The following is a 19,067-nucleotide window of genomic DNA, read 5'->3' on the forward strand; positions in this document are numbered from 1 at the left end:
ATCCGATCCTCATGGTCGATGCCGGGAGCGTTCACTTTGTACCTGCCTTCGGTGCCGGATCATCCGCCATGTGTCGCCTCGGATTTGGGGTGGAAAATCGGGACCATCGTCACGCTTGAAAATCGTCACGCTTGGCGGCATGTCACTCACTTAGGAAGGCTTAAAGGCCGCTGCCAGTGCCTGGCTCGGCGAATTGCGGAGGAATATCCGCGACGCGTTCACAACCTTTTTGCCGCTCCTAAACACCAAGCTGACGCAAAGGTTCCATACGCCAGCTCACGCTGGTCGTTGGCAAAAGCGGCAAGCATAGGGTCAGACTGGTTGGGAGGGAAAACGCTTGAGCCACGCGGCTTATCCGAATACGCCGGACGGCAGGTATTTTGTCGTTCGCGGCCGCCTCTGGCGCCGGAGCAATCCGGACCTTGATGAGGAAACCCGTGAGCGCCTTGTCAAGGCGCTGATGTCGGCCCGCCGTGCAGTTCGCGATGCGAAGGGTGATGCCGCTGCGCTGGCGCTGGCCCGGCAGCGTGTCGATGAGGCCAAGGTTTCGCTCGGCGAACGTGGCCCTGTCTGGTGGAACGACGGCGCGCCGGACTTCAACCGGCATCTGGTCAAGAACACGCCCTATGCCGTTTGGGCCGAGGATTTGCGTCTATGATTGTGCGGAGGCTGTTCTGCATAGAATATGGAATGAGAGGCAGCGCCGCAGAATGAAGACGCTTCATCCCCTTATTGTGACCGCGCAGATTGCGCAGGATGATCTGAAGCCGTTCGACCGTCTGCGGCAAGCGCATTTTCCGCAGGCTAGAAACTTTCTGCGTGCGCATCTGACGGTGTTTTACCGCTTGCCGGGGGAATATGCCGGCCAGATCATGAAGCAACTCACGGACGCGGCGGTAGCAACCAGCATAATCAAGGCAGAGGTTAACGGCGTTCGCCACATTGGTGCCGGCGTGGCGTTCACGGTCATCAGCCCGGAACTCCAAACTGTCCGTGCCGGGCTGAAATCCGCCTTCGCGCCTTATCTGGTGTCGCAGGACATGCAAAAATGGCAGCCGCACATCACGGTGCAGAATAAAGTATCAAGACCTGCAGCAGACAGGCTTTACACGGATCTCGCCGGGACCTTCAGTCCGCATGAGATCGATATCATCGGGCTCGACCTGTGGAGATATCTGGATGGTCCGTGGGAACACGAATTTGCCGCGCCGTTCAGGAGCGGTGCTTGAGTTCGATATCCCCGTTAAAGCAGACCGGATCGGCGTCAATGCAGTCGATGCAGATCCCGCAGCAATCCTGATCGAACTGGCTCGCAAGCTTTCTCTCGCGGCAACAGTCACACATCATGATGCGATCCATCGAAGTCTTTTCCGGTGGAATGATCTCAATCAGCAACGCTTTTGAAGCATTGGCGCCCGTCGTTGACATGATAACCTCACTTGACTGATGTCTAATCAAGGAAATGGGGACGCTGGTCCAGGCTTTCCATGGGCTTGGCGATATTTTTGGCCCCTTGGACCACCGTTTCCACAATCTAGGATGCTGTTTTCTGAGCACCTTCGCGCTGCCGGTCCGGCTGGGCCAGAAACATTTCGCCGAGCAGCGAAAGCATCGCAACCACGCTATAAGGCTTCGGGACAAAGCGGGCCTCGCCCGGCAGTATATCGTCGTCGAGTTGGTGACCGCCGGAGGTTACGATCGTGGGAATACGTTTCCCGTAGCCTTGCAGGAGCTTTGCGAGATCAAGACCAGTCAAACCGCCCGGCATGTCGATATCGGTGATGACGGCATCAATCTCGTGCAGGCCCAAGATCGCGACGGCCTCAAGGACGGTCCGCGCCTCGCGGACGCCGTAGCCTTCGTCTTCGAGCGCCTCCGTCAACAGCATCCGGATGAGCGGCTCATCTTCGACAACGAGTATGGTACGCATGTCATTGTCCATGGCGGTCTCCACTCTGGTTACTCGATCAACGCGCCTGCCCAGATTTAGATTGCCTTTGGCTAACAGTATTTGGAAACAATATGAATAAAATGCCAACAATCGACTGTGAAGCGCGCCGGGACTGCAGATAGCGCGCGGTCAGCTGCTAGTCCCCGGTTGGCGTATCGCTCGCAATTACGGCCGGAACTTTCTCCGATCGATGGGGTTCCCTTGCTCAAAGGAGAACCACGATGGACGACGATATTTTCGCAGTCGCGCTGATGAACCTTGCCTTTGGCGTGCTGGCACTGACGATCGGCTATATCTACACGCTGCCCAGCGGCAGCACGCTCCCGATAGACTCCGCTCCTGTCGTCATCGCCATTGGCGCGCAATGACGCATGTCAGCCGTTTTTGCCCACCCCGCCCTCCAACGCAGATCTTGAGTGACGCCTGATGGCTGAGCCCTTCCGAGGCAATGTTTTCATCCATCCGATGCACTTCGATGCCGGCGGCACGCTGGTCGATAGTGACCTCGTCGTGGTTTCAGGCCTGACTTTATCTGAAGCGATAGAAAAGCAGTTTGGCGCCGGTACGCTTGAGAGCGGCGAAAAGCATTGCCTTGTCGGCACGGTATCATTCGTCGAACAGGGCAAGATTTTCACACGGCCAATCTATCGGCGCCCGTGGTGATCGCATCCTCTCTGGGGTGCCGCATTTCCCGCCTTGGAGCCTCATCGCGCATCAACAACGCGTGCCTGCCATCAATTTTGCGGTCTTATTCCCGACTTTTGGACACGGCTGCGTGATGGCTGGGAACATTGCCCTTCCTCGAATGTTGCGCTGTTTTGCAGGAAGGATTGATATGCCGGACATCATTTGGGACATTCCCCTTACCATCACGAGCGACGAGGGCCCGTACACGATCAATGGCCCGAAAGAGGCCTTGCATTATCTCGAAAATAATTGGCCGGTTGACTGTGGTCCGCTGTGCGAAGCTGCCAAGGTCGCATGCACCGCTGCGCTGCAGCCCGGTGAAGAAATTGAGGAATCCCGCGGCGCTTTCGTCCGCGCGGCGATCGAGGCCGAAAATCCCGTCCTGGCGCCTTAGAGATTCGGGTAATTGTCACAGCTTTTCCCCGCAAATTTGGTGAAAGCGAACCATCCGCAGCGTCAAAAATCATGCTGTTCAACTGCCGAGGAACAAAGTCTCTCATCCAACGTTTGCGGCGCGGGAGATCTCGTTTCTTATGGAGGAAGGCATGCACCCGAATGAAATCTGCAATCCGACTGAAATCCAGTGGCAGCCCGTTATTGTCCGGCTTCGGGGCGGCATCGAGCGCAAGGTCTGCGGGCCGCTTCAAGGGTTTGAAATCCTGAGCCGGCATATGGTCGGTCCCAACAGCAATATCTCTGCAAATGCTGCCCGCTGTTGCCGGCTGGCGCTTGAGCGCAAGATGACGCCGGAACAGGCCCGTCAGGCATTTGTCGCCGCCACGATGGACCAGGAGCTACGCGCCAATTGAGACGGTGCCGATCACGGCTTCCAGATCACCGGTCGGGATTTTTCTCGCCGGGTTCCTCGGGTGGCTTGAAATTGCCATTCAAGCGAAGCGTCAGGAAAGTCATGACGGATAGGACGAGCGCGATATCATAGGCGCCGAGCCCGACAGCGGTGCCGATCGCGCCGGTGGCCCAAAGACTGGCAGCGGTCGCGGTACCACGCACGCTTTTGCTGACCACCAGAATAGCGCCGCCGCCGATAAAGCCCATCCCGGTGATCAGGCCTTCGACAATGCGCGCGGTGGCTTCTGCATTTCCCGCCGTCAGGTTCTCCGTGGCTTGAATGAAGCCGCAACTGGCAATGGCCACGAGGGGAAATGTTCTCAAGCCCGCGCTGCGTTCGCTCTTTTCGCGATCCCAGCCGATGGGCAATGCCAGGATATAGGCGACGACGAGCGCGCCGATATGCGGCACGATATTGAAGGACAGGCCGATATCGTAGATCTGGTTCAGCATAGCCTTGTCCCCATATTGATGCAGAAAGATTCCTTATCGGCGCGCCCCGGAGGCTAAGGGCCAGCCCGAAAGCTGGCCCAAGACCGGTTTATTTTTTCATCTTAGAATAGTCGAGCTTGGGCGCGTTCGACAGATCATCCTTGGTCGTATCAACATAGGCTTTCCAGGTTCCGTCCGTCTCGGCAAGAGCAACCGAGGCGGGGTCGAGCACGACATAGCTTTCGCCGATGCTGAGGAAGCCGCCGACGCTGGCAACGATCCCGATGACCGCCTTGCCGTCGCCGACAACGATATCGGAAATCTCACCGATTTCCTCATTCTGCTTGTTGACGATGTCAATGCCGATCAGCTTCGACGTCATCAGGTCGGTGTCCTGAATGTTCACATACTTGAGCGGAATGGTGGCAGCAGTGCCCATTGTAATACCGGGACCGCTGAGGGTCGCATCGGCGCCTGTTGCGGCGGCAGTCTGCGCGAGGGCGGCGCCGGCGAAAAGGGAAAGTGCGACGCCAGCGAGGATGGGACGTAGGCTCATATTGGGTAGGCTCCTGTATCGAATGCATGTGACAGAGATGAAGCCGTCTGCCCGGCGGCACTTAACACGCGACCGGGCATAAGGTTCCAGACCTTCGGTTCAAAACGAGCCGGCGCGACCACTCCACACAGCAATGGATAGCCGGCTATGGCCTTGGCTTTTCGGGGCAATCCGGCAAACCGGTGATGCCTGGCATGGTCATCCATAAGACATCAAACGGGACGCTGCGATATCGGCAAGCACCGAAAGCGCCAGCGAAGCGGAGTCCCGCGCCGGACCGAAGACGCCTATCGGTGCCTTGATGCGGCGCAATTCCGCGTCACCATATCCCAATGCCGCCAAGCGCTCGACGCGGTGCCGGTGCGTTCTCGTGCTTCCCAATGCGCCGATATAAAAGCCGGGCGAGTGGAGCGCCACCTCCAGAACTGGTATCTCTTGCTCCAGGTCGTGATGCAGCATGACGATGGCGGTGTATGCATCGATCTGTGAGGTCATAACCGGCTTGCCCGCCCCTGCGCGGGTGAGGACAACGTCATAGCCGGACGCTTTGCCGAGCCGTGCCACGGTTTCTGCTTCGATCGACTGTCCGGAAATGAGCAGCCGTGTGCGCGGGCGGTACGCGGTCAGGAATTCGTCCTCCTGCCAACCAGCCCTTGGAGGTGCTTCCACGAGGTCCAGCGACTGATGCCTGGGCGCATATCTGAGACCCATTGGCTGGCGTCCGTTCAGACTTTCAAGCACCCTTTCTATGCCGGTGACGTCGCGTAGCAGGTGGATTGCAACGGAAATTCCGCCGCCGCATGGGAGAACAATATCCATAAAGGGCGAGCCATCGCCGAACAGGACCGTGCGGTCGCGTCCGGCCTCCATGGCAAGCAAAGCCTCCGCAGCAACGGCTGCCTCGACACAGCCGCCGGAAACATAGCCGCAAAAGCGGCCATCGGCGGCGACCACCACATGGGATCCCAGAGTGCGGGCCGCACCGCCGCGTATTTCGACGAGGGTGGCCAATGCAACTCCGGCACCTTCGCGGAAACACTCGACTGCAAAGCCAAGGATTTCCGCAGGGTCATCGATTAGCAGCGCCCTGACCGGTGTTGGGAGCAGAGCGGTAGTGGAGATTTCAAGCATGCTGTTCCCTTTCCCAACATCAGCCATCGATACCGGCTGCATGGTCACGCGATCTCCGGAAGACCGCCGATCAGCTTGTCCAGCGTGACCGGATAGTCGCGCACCCTGACCCCGGTCGCATTGTAGACGGCATTGGCGATGGCGGCTGCCACGCCGCACAGGCCAAGTTCGCCGACCCCCTTTGCCTTCATCGGCGACGACATCGGATCGGTCTCGTCCATGAAAATGACCTCCTGATGGGGGATATCGGCATGAACGGGCACTTCGTAACCGGCCAGATCGTGGTTGACGAAAAACCCACGGCTCTTGTCAACCGCAAGCTCTTCAAACAGCGCACCACCAGCGCCCATCGTCATGGCCCCGATCACCTGACTGCGCGCCGTGACCGGATTGAGGATACGTCCGGCCGCACAAACGGCCAGCATCCTGCGAATCCGGCTTTCTCCCGTCATGGCATCGACGCCGACCTCAACGAAATGCGCGCCAAACGTCGATTGCTGATGGGTCTTCGAGAGGTCACCCCATGTCATCGTGTCTTCGCCCACCAGACCACCGGAACCTGCCGCCTCCGCCAGCGGGACGGACCGGTTGCCGGAGCGAACGGTGCCATTTTCGAAGGCCACATCGTCGGAATTGAAGCCAAGTTTTTGCGCTATTGCCTCCCGCAGCTTTACGCAGGCGGCATAGACGCCGGATGTTGCGGAATTGGCACCGAACTGCCCGCCGGAACCGGCCGAAACGGGAAAACGGGAATCGCCAAGGTGGACGCCGACCTTGTCCATCGCGACACCCATCATTTCTGCGGCCGTCTGCGCGATGATCGTATAGCTGCCGGTGCCGATGTCGGTCATATCCGTTTCGACCGTGATGACGCCCTCGCTGTCCAGCTTCACGCGCGCGCCTGACGGCATCACAAGGTTATTTCGAAACGCCGCCGCAACGCCGGTGCCAATCAGCCATTGACCTTCGCGCTTTGATCCGGGTTTGCCACGCACATCCCAGCCAAAACGCTCCGCACCAAGCTTCAGACAACCGACGAGGTCGCGATGGGAAAATGGCCGCTCGGGCTTTTCGGGATCAACCTTGGTGTCGTTGAGAATACGAAACTGGACGGGATCGATGCCGACTTTCTCGGCGATCTCGTCAATCGCGATCTCGAGCGCCATCAGGCCGGGCGCCTCTCCCGGTGCCCGCATGGCGTTGCCCTCTGGAAGATCGAGTGTCGCCAGCCGCATCGCCGTCATGCGGTTTTCACCGGCATAAAGCAGACGTGTCTGCATGACGGCGGTCTCGGGATTTCCACCCTCAATGTCGCCCGACCAGCTCTCATGCGCGATGGCCGTGATCTTGCCGTCGCGTTCGGCGCCGATGCGGATGCGCTGGATGGTCGCCGGGCGGTGGGTCGTGTTGTTGACGAGAAGCGGGCGCGGCAGCGCGATCTTGACCGGGCGTTTCGCAGCCTTGGCCCCGAGAGCGGCCAGCAGGGCATCTGCCCGCAGAAACAACTTACCACCGAAACCGCCGCCAATGAACGGCGACATCAGATGGATTTTCTCCTTGTCGATGTCGAGCGTGGTCGCCAGATCGGATCGCCACCAGTCGATCATCTGGCTCGACGTCCACAGCGTCAACGTGTCGCCGTCCCATGCGGCGATAGAGGCATGCGGCTCCATCATTGAATGCGATTGGTCAGGCGTTGTGTAGGATTGGTCGAGGGTGACGGGCGCGGTCTTGAAGGCACTTTCAAAATCGCCGGCGGCCGAGTCCGGCTCTTCCGTCTCGGGCTTCACGGCGGTATCCATCGCGGCCTTCAGGTCGAATGCGCCCTTTTCTTCGGTGTAATCGACCTCGATCAGGGCTGCGGCCGCGCGTGCCTGCTCGAAGGTCTCCGCCACCACGACGGCGATCGCCTGATGATAATGCTGTATTTCGTCTCCACCGAAAAGATTGGCGGTGTTGTATTTCCCCTTCTTCAGCTTACCGACTTCCGGTGCCGTCACCACGGCGATCACGCCCGGCACTTTCTTTGCCGCGGAGATATCCATCGATTTGATACGGCCCTTGGCGATTGCAGCACCGACCGGATAGCCATAGGCGTAGCGCACATCTGCATCGTGCCATTCATAGGCGTACATTGCCCGCCCGGTTGTCTTTAACTGACCGTCGATGCGGGGGATCGGCTGACCGACGACCTTGAGATTGTCGATGGGATTGGTGGTTGCTGGTGTATCGAACTGCATGGCTCAACCCCTTGCTTCGGCGATGACTGCGCCGAGCGTGCGCTCGACGAGATCGACCTTGAATCGGTTCTGTTCGGTCGGGTGGGCACCGGCAAGAAGAATGCCGGCCGTTGCCCGCGCACCTTTTGGCAGTGCTTCGTCCGCTTCATCGATGCGCCAGGGTTTGTGGGCAACGCCACCGACTGCGACCCGTCCAGTCCCGTCCGGTTGAATGACAGCCCCAACGGAGACGAGCGCAAAGGCATAGGAAGCGCGGTCCCGGACCTTCCGGTAGATGTGCCGGCCGCCGATCGGTGCGGGCAGCAATACTGCGATGATGAATTCGCCGGGCTCCAGAACGGTTTCGATATGTGGCGTATCACCCGGCAGGCGGTGGAAATCGGCGATCGGGATCGAGCGGCGGCTGCCGTTCGCTTGCACGGTTTCTACGACGGCATCGAGCGCCCGCATGGCGATGGCCATATCGCTGGGATGAGTTGCGATACAGGCTTCGCTGGTTCCTGTGACGGCGTGCTGGCGGCTGAAGCCGCCAATGGCGGAACAGCCGCTGCCCGGCTGGCGCTTGTTGCACGGCTGGTTGGTGTCATAGAAATACGGACAGCGGGTGCGCTGCAAGAGATTGCCTGCGGTGGTCGCCTTGTTACGAAGCTGGCCTGACGCTCCTGCGAGAAGCGCTCTCGACAACAGCCCGTAATCGCGGCGCACGGTTGCGTGGGCGGCAAGATCGGTGTTTCGAACCAGAGCGCCGATGCGCAGGCCACCGTCCGATGTGCCCTCGATTTCGGCGAGGCCAAGACCGTTCACGTCGATCAGATGTGTCGGGGTCTCGATCTCAAGCTTCATCAGGTCGAGCAAATTGGTGCCGCCTGCAATGAATTTGGCGTCCGAATTGGAGGCAGCTGCCTTGGCGGCCGCTTCGATGGAGGACGCGCGTTCGTAGGTGAAGGCTCTCATGCTCGTGTCCCCGCTGCTTCGACGATCGCTTCGACAATGTTGGAATAGGCGCCGCACCGGCAGATATTGCCGCTCATGCGTTCGCGAATTTCGGCTGGGGTAACGCCTGCGTCTGCGGTCAGATTTTCGGTGACGTGGCTGGGGATGTTCGCCTTGATCTCTTCCAGCATCGCCACGGAGGAACAGATCTGCCCCGGCGTACAATAGCCGCACTGGAACCCGTCATGCTTGACGAAGGCGGCCTGCATGGGGTGAAGGTCGCCGGGTTTGCCCAGACCTTCGATCGTTGTAATCTCGTCTCCTTCGTGCATGACGGCGAGTGTGAGACAGGAGTTGATACGGCGGCCATCGACCATAACGGTACATGCGCCGCATTGGCCGTGATCGCAGCCTTTTTTGGTTCCGGTCAAATGAAGATGCTCGCGAAGGGCATCCAGCAGCGTGGTTCTGTTATCGACGGCGAGATCCCGGCTTTCTCCGTTGACCACGAAAGATAGGTTGGTCATATCCGGCATCTGGTTTCCCCCTGTTTGTGCTGCGGCTTTGTTCGTCGTGGCGCCGGTGATCGCAATCGTCGCAGCCGACGAGATCAGTAGGTTCCGGCGGGATATTTCCAGTTGGATCGTAGGCTGCATATCCAGCTCCCGTGTTTTGGCCCAATGGGCAGGTGTAAAGGCGAAGTTTGACTGGGTTGGCGTGGTGAAAGAGGCTGACGCACCATCGCGCCATCATGACCCTCGCATCGGCAGTCCGCGTTCGTTCAAGCAAAACGAGTCCTGCCCTGGCCCGATAACCATCGAGCCGGTGAAAAGTTCGCGATAAATTTTTCCGCTGCGTTCACGCTTCCGTCAGGACGGCTCAGAAATCTTGAAAAGCGCAGGAGCGGACACGTCTGCCGCATTTCGATGGGCGGCGGTGCAGTTGATGCCTGGCTGTTTTGGAGGGGACAGAACCGGCGCGGGTTATCGCCTCCTGCCATCGCCCGCAATCAGAAGGACGGCCTTTGGGCGGTTTGCCCTTATCGGGCGTCGAAAGAACCGGAAACTTGCCTTCCTCTCGCTTGAAGGTTTCGTCCGGCGCGCTACATCGCGCGGGCGTGGTCGAATTGCCGGCGGTTGGGGTCGCCCTGAAAATAATGCGTGTGTTTCTAATTTACGGGGTTGCGCTGAACAGTTTCGCATGACGACTTGGCCCCGCGCCCACCTGTCCTCTTATCCATCCGACGAGATCTTTCATGAAGCAGAGCAATATGCCCAACACATCAGCGCGAAAGTTGGGTCTGGACCCGGTTGTGGCCTTCAGCCTGGCTGGCGCCATCGCTTTCTTTCTGATCAGCGGGCTGGTTGCCTATCTCAATCTTCAGAGCCTGCGCGAAAACAATGGGGAAGTCGTTCACTCCCATGACGTGATCGTCGCTCTGGACGAGCTGCTGTCGAGGGTACAGGATGCCGAGACCGGGCAGCGCGGTTTCCTGCTGAGCAACAACCAGCGCTATCTTGAGCCTTATAATTCCGCCGTGGCCGCGATCCCGCAAAAGCTGACTGAAATCACTGAACTGACCAGCGATAACCCGGCGCAGCAACGCCGGATCGGGGCACTCAAAACCCATGTGGAGGCCAAGCTTGCCGAGCTGAAGGAGACCATCGATCTGCGCGGGACGCAGGGTATTGATGCCGCCCTTGCGGTCGTCAATTCGGAGCGGGGCAAAGTCCAGATGGATGCGATCCGGATGCAGCTTTCGGCCATGGGAAAAGAAGAAAGCGATCTGCGTGTGAAGCGCCTTGCCGAAATGGATGGCGCCTACCGTACGGCCTATGCCAGCAGCATACTCTCTGGCCTTCTTGGAATTCTCCTGACCGCCGCGATCGGGGTGTTGTTGCGCCGGGCGACGCTCGCGAGAAGACGTGAGGAATGGCTGCAGTCAGGCCATGTCGGATTGAGCGCCGCGATCATGGGCGACAAGCGTACCGAGCAGCTGGGCGAGAGCATCCTCGAATTTTTGGCCGGATATGCCGGCGCGATCGCCGGCGCGGTTTTCGTCGGAGGCAAGGGCGTATTTCGCCGCGCCTCGATTTATGGCGTGCCGGACGTATCAGCGGTTCCAGAGCAATTCAAATTGCGGGAAGGTCTGCTTGGACAGGCAGCGGCTGAGGGGCGGCCCAACGTGGTCAGCGATATCCCCGATGGTTACATCACCTTCGGATCGGCGCTGGGGCGGGACAAGCCGCGGCATCTGGTCATTTCTCCCGGCAGCGTCGATGGCGATGTCAATACGGTGATCGAACTGGGCTTTTTGCGGCCGGTCGACGAAAGTGTACTGGTCTTGCTCGAGCAGGTTTCCCCCTCGATCGCGACAGCGGTCCGCTCGGCAAACTATCGTGTCGAGCTGCAGAACCTGGTCGAAGAAACACAGCGGCAGTCCGAAGAGCTGCAGGTTCAGAGCGAGGAGCTGCGCGTTTCCAACGAAGAGCTGGAGGAACAGAGCCGGGCGCTGAAGGAATCGCAGGTGCGGCTGGAGCAGCAGCAGGTTGAGCTGGAGCAGACGAACTCGCAGCTTGAGGAACAGACGCAGCAGCTGGAAGGCCAGCGCGACGATCTGGAGCGCGCGAATGCTGCCGTTCAACTGAAGGCACGCGAGCTGCAGCAGGCCAGCCAGTATAAATCGGACTTCCTCGCCAACATGTCGCATGAGCTGCGCACGCCGCTCAACTCTTCCCTCATCCTCGCCAAGCTGCTTGCGGATAATCCGGATGACACATTGACGGCAGAGCAGGTCAAATATGCGCAGACCATTCAGTCGTCAGGCAATGACCTGCTCAACCTGATCAATGATATCCTCGACCTCTCGAAGATCGAGGCGGGGCATATCGATATCAGGCCGGAAGCCGTGTCAGTGGAGCGTCTGGCCAACAATATCCGCCAGCTGTTTCAGCCGATCGCGGAAAACAAGCGGCTGACATTCGACATCGACATTGCACCGGAATGCCCTGCCATCATCCAGACGGATCTGCAGCGGCTGGAACAGGTGCTGAAGAACCTTCTGTCGAATGCTTTCAAGTTCACGGAAACCGGACGCGTCGGTCTCTCGATCCGGCGTGCTCCTGACGGGCAGATCGCGCTCGCCGTGACGGACAGCGGCATCGGCATTGCCGAGGAACAGCAGCGCAGCATCTTCGAGGCTTTCCATCAGGCCGACGGCACGATCAGCCGCAAATATGGCGGCACCGGTCTTGGCCTCTCGATTTCGCGCGAACTCGTCCGTCTGCTCGGCGGCGCGATCCATCTGACCAGCCGTCAAGGGCATGGAAGCACGTTCACGATCACCATTCCGGAAGCTTACGATCCGGCAACCGTTGCACCCCGCGACGCTCGCAGCACGGCGGTGTCAGCGGCGCCTACGATTTCCCCGGCGATCGAAACACGCGCCGTTTCCATCGAGCGGCACAATCTCGTGGACGACGACCGGGCGGCGCCATCTGACGAAAAGCGGGTTCTTCTGGTCATCGAAGATGACGATACCTTTGCCGCCATCCTGCGGGATATCTCCCGCGAAATGGGCTTTCGAACCCTGGTGGCCGGAACGGCGCAGGAGGCTCTGGATCTTGCAAAGCAATTCATGCCGAGCGCCATCGTCCTCGACGTCGGCCTGCCGGACCAGTCAGGCCTTTCCGTTCTCGACAGGCTGAAGCGCGATGTCCGCACCCGCCACATACCCATCCATATCGTCTCCGGCGACGATCACGCCGAAACGGCCTTTTCGCTCGGCGCCGTCGGTTACATGTTGAAGCCCGTGAAGCGGGAGCAGCTGATCGAGGTGTTGCAGAAGCTCGAAGCCAAGCTCTCGCAGCGTGTCCACCGCGTCCTGATCGTCGAGGATAACCAGATCCAACGCGATGCCGTGGCAAAGCTTTTGACCTCGCATGACGTCGAGACCATGGTCGCCGGTACTGCGGCGGAATGCCTGCAGCTTCTGAAGGAACAGACGTTCGACTGCATGGTGCTGGATCTGTCCCTGCCGGACGCATCCGGCTATTCCCTGCTGGAGACGCTGAGCAAGGAAACCGCCTACGCCTTTCCGCCCGTGATCGTCTATACCGGCCGCGTGCTGTCAGCCGATGACGAACAGCAGCTGCGGCGCTACTCCAAATCGATCATCATCAAAGGCGCGAAATCGCCGGAGCGTCTGCTCGACGAGGTCACGCTGTTCCTGCATCAGGTCGTCTCCGAACTGCCGGACGAACAGCAGAAGATGATCCGCAAGGCGAGAAACAGAGACGCGCTGCTTGAGGGGCGGCGTATTCTGGTTGTCGAAGACGATGTCCGCAATGTCTATGCGCTCACCAATATCCTTGAGCCGCGCGGCGCCATCATCGAGATCGCGCGAAACGGCCAGGAAGCGCTCGACGCGCTTGCAAAGGCCGCAAGTCAACCTGGGTCGGCGATCGACCTCGTGCTCATGGATGTCATGATGCCGGTCATGGATGGGCTGACCGCCACCCGGGAAATTCGCAGGAATGCGGACTGGAAGAGGCTGCCGATCATCGCGCTCACCGCCAAGGCGATGCCGGATGATCAGCAGCGCTGCATCGACGCCGGCGCTAATGATTACATGGCCAAACCCCTGGATGTCGAAAAACTTCTGTCCCTCGTTCGCGTCTGGATGCCCCGGTGACCGAAATGTCAGCGCCAGAAAAGGTAGAGGACATTGAAATCCGGCTTCTGCTGGAAGCGCTGTATGTCCGCTATCATTATGACTTTCGCAATTATGCGATGGCGTCGATCAAGCGCCGCCTGCGGCAGGCACGCGATCAATTGGGGTTCGCAACGATTTCGGCAATGCAGGAAAGTGTTTTGCACGATCCGCAGATGCTGCCTCGCGTGCTCGGATATCTGACCGTGCAGGTCAGCGAAATGTTCCGGGATCCGAGCTATTTCCAGGCGATCCGCGAACAGGTCGTACCTCATTTAAGCACCTATCCATCCTTGAAGATCTGGATTGCGGGATGCAGCGGCGGCGAGGAACTGTACTCTCTGGTCATCCTGTTTCGCGAGGAAGGGCTTGAGAGCCGGACGATCTTTTACGCCACGGATATCAGCCAGGAGGCGCTTCGCACTGCAGAAGCGGGGGTCTACAATCTCGACCGCATCCAGCTGTTTACCGAAAACCACCGGAAATCCGGCGGCAAGTCCTCATTGTCGGACTATTACAGCGCGGCTTATGGACGAGCCGTGTTTGACAAGTCGCTGCGGCAGAATGTTGTCTTTTCCGATCATAGTCTGGTGACCGATGCGGTTTTTGGCGAAATGCACCTGATATCCTGCCGGAACGTTCTGATCTATTTCGACCGGCCGCTTCAGGATCGCGCCATCGGCCTGTTCAAGCATTCGCTCGCCCGCAAGGGCTTTCTCGGCCTCGGTGCCAAGGAAAGCCTGCGTTTTTCCGATCATTCTGGCGCCTTCAAGGATTTTGTCCGCGAGGAGAAAATCTATCAGAGGTCAGGCGAATGAACCAGAACCGGCCGCAAGCCATCGTGATCGGAGCCTCGGCGGGTGCGCTGGAGGCCCTGTCGGTCATTCTGCCGGCACTGCCCGGCAATTTCGATCTGCCTCTCATCGTGGTCGTTCATATCCCGCCTGACAAGCGCAGCGTGCTTGCGGAACTCTTCCAGGCGAAAAGCCGGATCGTTGTGCTTGAGGCCGAAGACAAACAGCCGATCCGTGGCGGCACCGCCTATTTTGCGCCGCCGAACTATCACCTGCTTGTCGAAGCCAACGGAAGCCTGTCCTTGTCCAGCGACGAAGCGGTGCTGTTTTCGCGTCCATCCATCGACGTTCTGTTTGAAACGGCTGCGGATGCCTATGGCGCCGGCCTGATCGCCATTGTTCTCACCGGTGCCAATCACGATGGCGCTGCCGGTCTGCGTGCGGTTGTCGAGGCAGGCGGAACGGCGATTGTTCAAACTCCAGACGGCGCGTTTGCGCCTGCGATGCCGCAAGCGGCGATAGCGATGTGTCCCACCGCTCACGTCATGCCGCTCGACGCCATCCTCTCATTTTTGCAAAAGGTTTGACCGAACATGAGCCCCGTATCCTTTCTTTTGGTCGATGATCTTGAGGAAAATCTCCTCTCTCTGGAGGCGCTTTTGCGCCGCGAGGGTCTGGTCCTTCTGAAGGCGCGCTCCGGCGATCAGGCGCTTGAACTGCTTTTGCAAAACGATGTGGCGCTCGCCCTTATCGACGTCCAGATGCCGGGCCTGAATGGCTTCGAGCTGGCAGAACTGATGCGCGGCAATGAGCGCACCCGGCGTGTGCCGATCATCTTCGTGACAGCCGGCAGCGCCGATGGCCAGCGCCGCTTTCGCGGCTATGAGGCAGGCGCTGTCGATTTCATTCAAAAGCCCATCGAAACCGACATTCTGCGCAGCAAGGCCGATGTGTTCTTCGAACTCTACCGGCAGCGCCAGCAGATCGCATCGCAGCGCGACGAGCTGGAGGCGCAGGCCGACGCCTTAAAGCAGGCCGATCGCCGCAAGGACGAGTTTCTGGCAACCCTGGCGCATGAATTGCGCAATCCGCTGGCGCCCTTGCGCCACGGGCTGGATATCCTGCGCCGGGATCCCGACGGGCCGGATGCCGGCAGCATTCGCGATATGATGGATCGGCAAATGGTGCATCTGGTGCGGTTGATCGACGACCTTCTGGACGTCTCGCGGGTCAGCCAGGGCAAGATCGAGCTTCGCAAGGATGCGATCGTGGTTGGGGATGTCGTGCGATCGGCGATCGAGGCGAGCCGTCCCCTTATCGAAGCGGCGCAGCATTCACTCACTGTCGATATTCCGCCAGAGCAGCTCTGGCTCGATGCCGACCACACCCGCATTTCGCAGGTCATCGCCAATCTTTTGAACAATGCCGCGAAATACACACCTTCTGGCGGCCGGATCGATGTTTCCGTGCGCGCTGTGGGTGGCGAGGCCGTCATCGAGGTTTCGGACAATGGCATCGGCATACCCGCCGCCATGCGATCCGAAGTGTTTCAGCTCTTTGCCCAGGTCGATGATCATCTGGGCCGGGCGCAGGGAGGCCTCGGAATAGGTCTGGCGCTGGTCAAGCAGCTGGTGGGCCTGCATGGCGGGACCGTTGAGGCAAAGGGCCGCGCCGATGGCATCGGTAGCGTGTTCAGCGTTCATTTGCCGCTGTCGTCCAAAACGGAAACGCAGGACCGTCCGATGGAAGTTTCATCGAGCGAAATTCCGGCCGCGCATTCCTTGAAGGTGCTTGTGGTCGATGACAATGCCGAGCTCGCCTTCATGCTGGGCTTGATGCTGGAAGAGATGGGACATGATTTCGAAATCGCGTCGGATGGGCCAAAAGCGCTTGAAGCCGCACAGCGGTATCGTCCCGATGCGATCCTTCTGGATATCGGATTGCCCGGCATGGACGGTTACGAGGTCTGCCGGGCTTTCCGAAAGGACGAGCTCTTCAGGAATACGCCTATCATCGCGCAGACAGGCTGGGGACAAAGCCGCGACAAGACGCTGGCGCAGGAGGCAGGGTTCAATCATCATCTGACCAAGCCCGTGGCCTTCGAGGATCTTGAAAAGCTTTTGGCAGAGGCGGCCTTGCCGCAGGCTTCTGGAATGTGAAGAGCTTGTCACCCTGGAGGGAGTTCTGACCATACATCTCCAGGGTGACGGTAGTTTTCCGATCAGGCGGCGTAATAGTCCGCTTGATCCAGGTCGGACAAGAGATCCGGACCGGCCGGAGCCCATCCAAGGACAGCGCGTGTCCGGGCGCTGGACGCCGCCATAGTGCCGCCGGCCATGCTGGCAAACCAGCCGAAATGCTCGCGAGGGCGCGGCTCAACGGGTAAGCCCAACTGGCGGCCGATGACCTCGGCAATCTGACGTAACGGGACCGCCTCGTCAGCTACGGCATGATAGACACGCTCGGTCACGCCGCTTTCAAGCGCGAGGCGATAGATGCGGGCGGCATCATCGCGGTGCACCCCCGACCAGCAGTTCGAGCCGTTGTCGAGATAAGCCGAGACACCTGTTTGACGGGCCAGGCGGACGAGGACCGGGATGAAGCCGTAGTCTCCTAGTCCGTGAACGGAGGGAGCAAGCCGCACGGTTGCTGCCCGAACGCCGCGCTCGGCAGCGGCCTGGGCGGCCAATTCCGATTTGCGTGGCGCAGCCGGGTTCGGGAGGTCGGTTTCGATGGCGCCGAGCGGCAGGCCCGAGAGGCCCGAAGTTACCAGCAACGGACGGTCTGAACCGGACAGCACCTTGCCGAGAAATTCGATGACCCGCTCATCGAGCGCCGCACTTTCCAGAAACTTGGAAAAGTCGTTGCCCAAATTTCCTTGGATGAAATCGTGATTGAAAGCCGTGTGAATAACAGCATCCGCTTCCATGGCAGCCTGCTGCAGCACGGCAAAATCCTCCAGGCTGCCTGTGACGGGGCGGGCGCCGCTTGCCGTCAGTGCAATCGCCTTGTCCGCTGATCGGGACAGTCCGGAAACCGTATGGCCGGCTTCGATCAGGTCCTTGACGATCGCCGAGCCGACCCAACCGGTCGCCCCTGTAACAAATACATGCATTGATATTCTCCTTGATAAGGTCGCCGCCTGAGCGGGTGGACGTTTGTGTCTGAAATGCCGGATCAGGCGCTGCGCATGGTCACTAAAATATCGTCTGCTACGGATGTGGACATATAGCGGCCGGGGTTGGACCGGATATAATCGACATATTCCGGGCAATCATCGGCATCGTCGGCAATGATCAATGCACCGGGGCTCAGTTGCGGCTCAATCAGCTTGAAAATATCGAGGTAGAGGGCCTTGGCACCATCGAGCAGAACCAGGTCGATCGCGTCTGGAAGGTCGGTGAACGTCTTGAGGGCATCGCCCTGCCTGAGATCGACAAGGTCAAGAAGTCCGCCTGCGTCAAGGTTCTGTTTTGCACGAAGCACTTTGGATGGTTCGAATTCGCTCGTAATCAATTGGCCGCCACCATTATCGCGCAATGCTGCGGCCAGGAACAACGTCGAGATACCGAAGGACGTTCCAAATTCCACAATCGTGCGGGCGTAACTGGAGCGCGCCAACAGGTACAGAAGACGGCCTGTCTCGCGCGACACCGGAAGCCAAAGTTCCTTTATCAGGCCGTAGAAATGCAGATAGTCCGTCTTGCTGCGCAGGAGGCGCTCACGCTCCTCTTCGGATAGGGCGCCCATGGCGGGGCTGGTCGCCGCATCGGCCTCGTCGAACAGGCGGTCAAGAAGTGCGCCCAGTGGCTGGCGTGTCAGGGTGGTCATCGGAAATGCCTTTGTGTCAGGTAACTTGCTTTCGAGAGTGAAAATACGAATAATTCGTCGTGTTCGCTAATCGCATTGCAGGTGCCCCAGATGACAGATCGCGCAAGTGCCCGTATTTCTTCACGAAAAGCACCAAAGCAGGCCCGCTCGAACGATCTGGTCACAGCCATTCTCCAGGCTGCTATTCAGGTTTTGGCGCAGGAAGGCGCGCAGCGTTTCACCACTGCGCGGGTTGCGGAGCGGGCGGGTGTCAGCGTCGGTTCACTCTACCAATATTTCCCCAACAAGGCGGCGATCCTGTTCCGGCTGCAAAGCGACGAGTGGCGGCAGACGTCGAGCCTGCTCGGCGCGATCCTCACTGATTATTCCCGGCCACCATTGGATCGGCTACGATCCCTCGTTCACGCTTTCCTCCAGTCCGAATGCGAGGAGGCGGCGGTGCGTGGAGCCTTGAGCGATGCGGCCCCGCTTTATCGCGACGCGTCGGAGGCGCATGCCGCCAAGGAGACGGACGAGCCGCTGATCGCCCGGTTCATGCTGGAGCTTCTGCCGCAGGCATCGCCGCAAGCGCGCGAACTCGCCGGCGATCTCGTCACCACAACGCTGAGCACGGTTGGAAAAGAATTTTCCACCAGCCCACGCACAGACAAGGAAATCGAGGTCTATGCCGGTGCGATGGCCGACATGTTCAGCTCATACCTGCTCGGTGTGGCAGCAGGGAAATGAAGCAGACGGGTGCCGGACGCGCAGTAACTTTTTAGCGCTGGGTATCCTTGCTGACAGCTGTGGAATGCCAGCGCTCGGGAAACTGAAACCGGACTTGAGACTTTTCGTTAGGGCCTGTCTTCCCCTGCGCTGCACAAAAATGTTGCGGCGCATACATTGTGACCCCGTCGCACATGCTCATCCTGATTCCTCATGAACTCCGGCAATGCATCGATTGACAGCCGTG

At 59.4% G+C, this 19,067-nt stretch carries 21 protein-coding genes; 11 read left to right on the forward strand and 10 right to left on the reverse strand.

Features of this window, described 5'->3' with window-relative positions; all coding sequences use genetic code 11:
* The first annotated feature begins 337 nt into the window (after positions 1–337).
* A complete protein-coding gene (locus ASD32_RS09175; protein ID WP_060637731.1) occupies positions 338–658 on the forward strand; it encodes a hypothetical protein in 321 nt (106 codons plus the stop codon).
* Positions 659–710: 52 nt separating this feature from the next.
* On the forward strand, positions 711–1,229 hold the full coding sequence (locus ASD32_RS09180; RefSeq protein ID WP_060637732.1) for a 2'-5' RNA ligase family protein: 519 nt from the start codon (positions 711–713) through the stop codon (positions 1,227–1,229).
* Here ASD32_RS09180 and ASD32_RS09185 read toward each other — a convergent pair.
* Positions 1,213–1,428: a hypothetical protein gene (locus ASD32_RS09185; protein ID WP_060637733.1), complete on the reverse strand. Its 216-nt coding sequence runs from the start codon at positions 1,426–1,428 to the stop codon at positions 1,213–1,215. The two genes, ASD32_RS09180 and ASD32_RS09185, sit on opposite strands and share 17 nt — an antisense overlap.
* A gap of 106 nt (positions 1,429–1,534) precedes the next feature.
* Positions 1,535–1,930: a response regulator gene (locus tag ASD32_RS09190; RefSeq protein WP_244490145.1), complete on the reverse strand. Its 396-nt coding sequence runs from the start codon at positions 1,928–1,930 to the stop codon at positions 1,535–1,537.
* 242 nt (positions 1,931–2,172) lie between these two features.
* On the opposite strand from ASD32_RS09190, the gene ASD32_RS29475 reads away from it, so the two are divergent.
* From ASD32_RS29475 to ASD32_RS09205, 4 genes are all read left to right on the forward strand, one after another.
* Positions 2,173–2,319 (forward strand): hypothetical protein, encoded by a 147-nt coding sequence (locus ASD32_RS29475; protein WP_156383115.1) that lies wholly within the window; start codon positions 2,173–2,175, stop codon positions 2,317–2,319.
* Positions 2,320–2,377: 58 nt separating this feature from the next.
* Positions 2,378–2,614 (forward strand): hypothetical protein, encoded by a 237-nt coding sequence (locus ASD32_RS09195; RefSeq protein WP_060637735.1) that lies wholly within the window; start codon positions 2,378–2,380, stop codon positions 2,612–2,614.
* A 172-nt stretch (positions 2,615–2,786) separates the two neighbouring features.
* Complete coding sequence (locus ASD32_RS09200) at positions 2,787–3,032, forward strand: DUF982 domain-containing protein (RefSeq protein WP_060637736.1); 246 nt, start codon at positions 2,787–2,789, stop codon at positions 3,030–3,032.
* 151 nt (positions 3,033–3,183) lie between these two features.
* A complete protein-coding gene (locus ASD32_RS09205; RefSeq protein ID WP_162252653.1) occupies positions 3,184–3,447 on the forward strand; it encodes a DUF982 domain-containing protein in 264 nt (87 codons plus the stop codon).
* A 25-nt stretch (positions 3,448–3,472) separates the two neighbouring features.
* Here ASD32_RS09205 and ASD32_RS09210 read toward each other — a convergent pair whose 3' ends face one another.
* The 6 genes from ASD32_RS09210 to paoA form a co-directional block, all read right to left on the reverse strand.
* Entirely contained in the window at positions 3,473–3,940 is a 468-nt protein-coding gene (locus tag ASD32_RS09210) for an MgtC/SapB family protein (protein ID WP_060637738.1), read from the reverse strand.
* Positions 3,941–4,028: 88 nt separating this feature from the next.
* Positions 4,029–4,475, reverse strand: coding sequence for a PRC-barrel domain-containing protein (locus tag ASD32_RS09215; RefSeq protein WP_060637739.1), 447 nt, complete (start codon positions 4,473–4,475; stop codon positions 4,029–4,031).
* 198 nt (positions 4,476–4,673) lie between these two features.
* Complete coding sequence (locus ASD32_RS09220; protein WP_060637792.1) at positions 4,674–5,606, reverse strand: XdhC family protein; 933 nt, start codon at positions 5,604–5,606, stop codon at positions 4,674–4,676.
* 44 nt (positions 5,607–5,650) lie between these two features.
* Positions 5,651–7,846, reverse strand: a complete 2,196-nt coding sequence (gene paoC, locus ASD32_RS09225) for an aldehyde oxidoreductase molybdenum-binding subunit PaoC (RefSeq protein WP_060637740.1) — start codon at positions 7,844–7,846, stop codon at positions 5,651–5,653.
* Positions 7,847–7,849: 3 nt separating this feature from the next.
* On the reverse strand, positions 7,850–8,800 hold the full coding sequence (locus ASD32_RS09230) for a xanthine dehydrogenase family protein subunit M (RefSeq protein ID WP_060637741.1): 951 nt from the start codon (positions 8,798–8,800) through the stop codon (positions 7,850–7,852).
* On the reverse strand, positions 8,797–9,435 hold the full coding sequence (gene paoA, locus ASD32_RS09235; RefSeq protein ID WP_060637742.1) for an aldehyde dehydrogenase iron-sulfur subunit PaoA: 639 nt from the start codon (positions 9,433–9,435) through the stop codon (positions 8,797–8,799). Before paoA ends, ASD32_RS09230 begins: the two co-directional genes overlap by 4 nt.
* Before the next feature lie 599 nt (positions 9,436–10,034).
* On the opposite strand from paoA, the gene ASD32_RS09240 reads away from it, so the two are divergent.
* From ASD32_RS09240 to ASD32_RS09255, 4 genes are read left to right on the forward strand one after another with little or no spacing between them, the layout of a single operon-like run.
* Complete coding sequence (locus ASD32_RS09240) at positions 10,035–13,472, forward strand: response regulator (RefSeq protein ID WP_060637743.1); 3,438 nt, start codon at positions 10,035–10,037, stop codon at positions 13,470–13,472.
* 5 nt (positions 13,473–13,477) lie between these two features.
* Positions 13,478–14,308 carry a CheR family methyltransferase gene (locus tag ASD32_RS09245; RefSeq protein ID WP_060637793.1) on the forward strand — a complete coding sequence of 277 codons (831 nt, stop codon included), beginning with the start codon at positions 13,478–13,480 and terminating at the stop codon, positions 14,306–14,308.
* Positions 14,305–14,871: a chemotaxis protein CheB gene (locus ASD32_RS09250; protein WP_060637744.1), complete on the forward strand. Its 567-nt coding sequence runs from the start codon at positions 14,305–14,307 to the stop codon at positions 14,869–14,871. Before ASD32_RS09245 ends, ASD32_RS09250 begins: the two co-directional genes overlap by 4 nt.
* Positions 14,872–14,877: 6 nt before the next feature.
* Positions 14,878–16,443: a response regulator gene (locus tag ASD32_RS09255; protein WP_060637745.1), complete on the forward strand. Its 1,566-nt coding sequence runs from the start codon at positions 14,878–14,880 to the stop codon at positions 16,441–16,443.
* A gap of 62 nt (positions 16,444–16,505) precedes the next feature.
* Here the strand turns inward: ASD32_RS09255 and ASD32_RS09260 are convergent, their stop codons facing one another.
* Positions 16,506–17,399 carry an SDR family oxidoreductase gene (locus ASD32_RS09260; protein WP_060637746.1) on the reverse strand — a complete coding sequence of 298 codons (894 nt, stop codon included), beginning with the start codon at positions 17,397–17,399 and terminating at the stop codon, positions 16,506–16,508.
* 62 nt (positions 17,400–17,461) lie between these two features.
* A complete protein-coding gene (locus ASD32_RS09265; protein ID WP_060637747.1) occupies positions 17,462–18,115 on the reverse strand; it encodes a class I SAM-dependent methyltransferase in 654 nt (217 codons plus the stop codon).
* A gap of 90 nt (positions 18,116–18,205) precedes the next feature.
* Here ASD32_RS09265 and ASD32_RS09270 point away from each other — a divergent pair, with 90 nt between their 5' ends.
* Positions 18,206–18,841: a TetR family transcriptional regulator gene (locus tag ASD32_RS09270; protein WP_060637794.1), complete on the forward strand. Its 636-nt coding sequence runs from the start codon at positions 18,206–18,208 to the stop codon at positions 18,839–18,841.
* Positions 18,842–19,067 lie beyond the last annotated feature (226 nt).

This window comes from Rhizobium sp. Root483D2 (assembly GCF_001426685.1).
GTDB lineage: Bacteria > Pseudomonadota > Alphaproteobacteria > Rhizobiales > Rhizobiaceae > Pararhizobium > Pararhizobium qamdonense.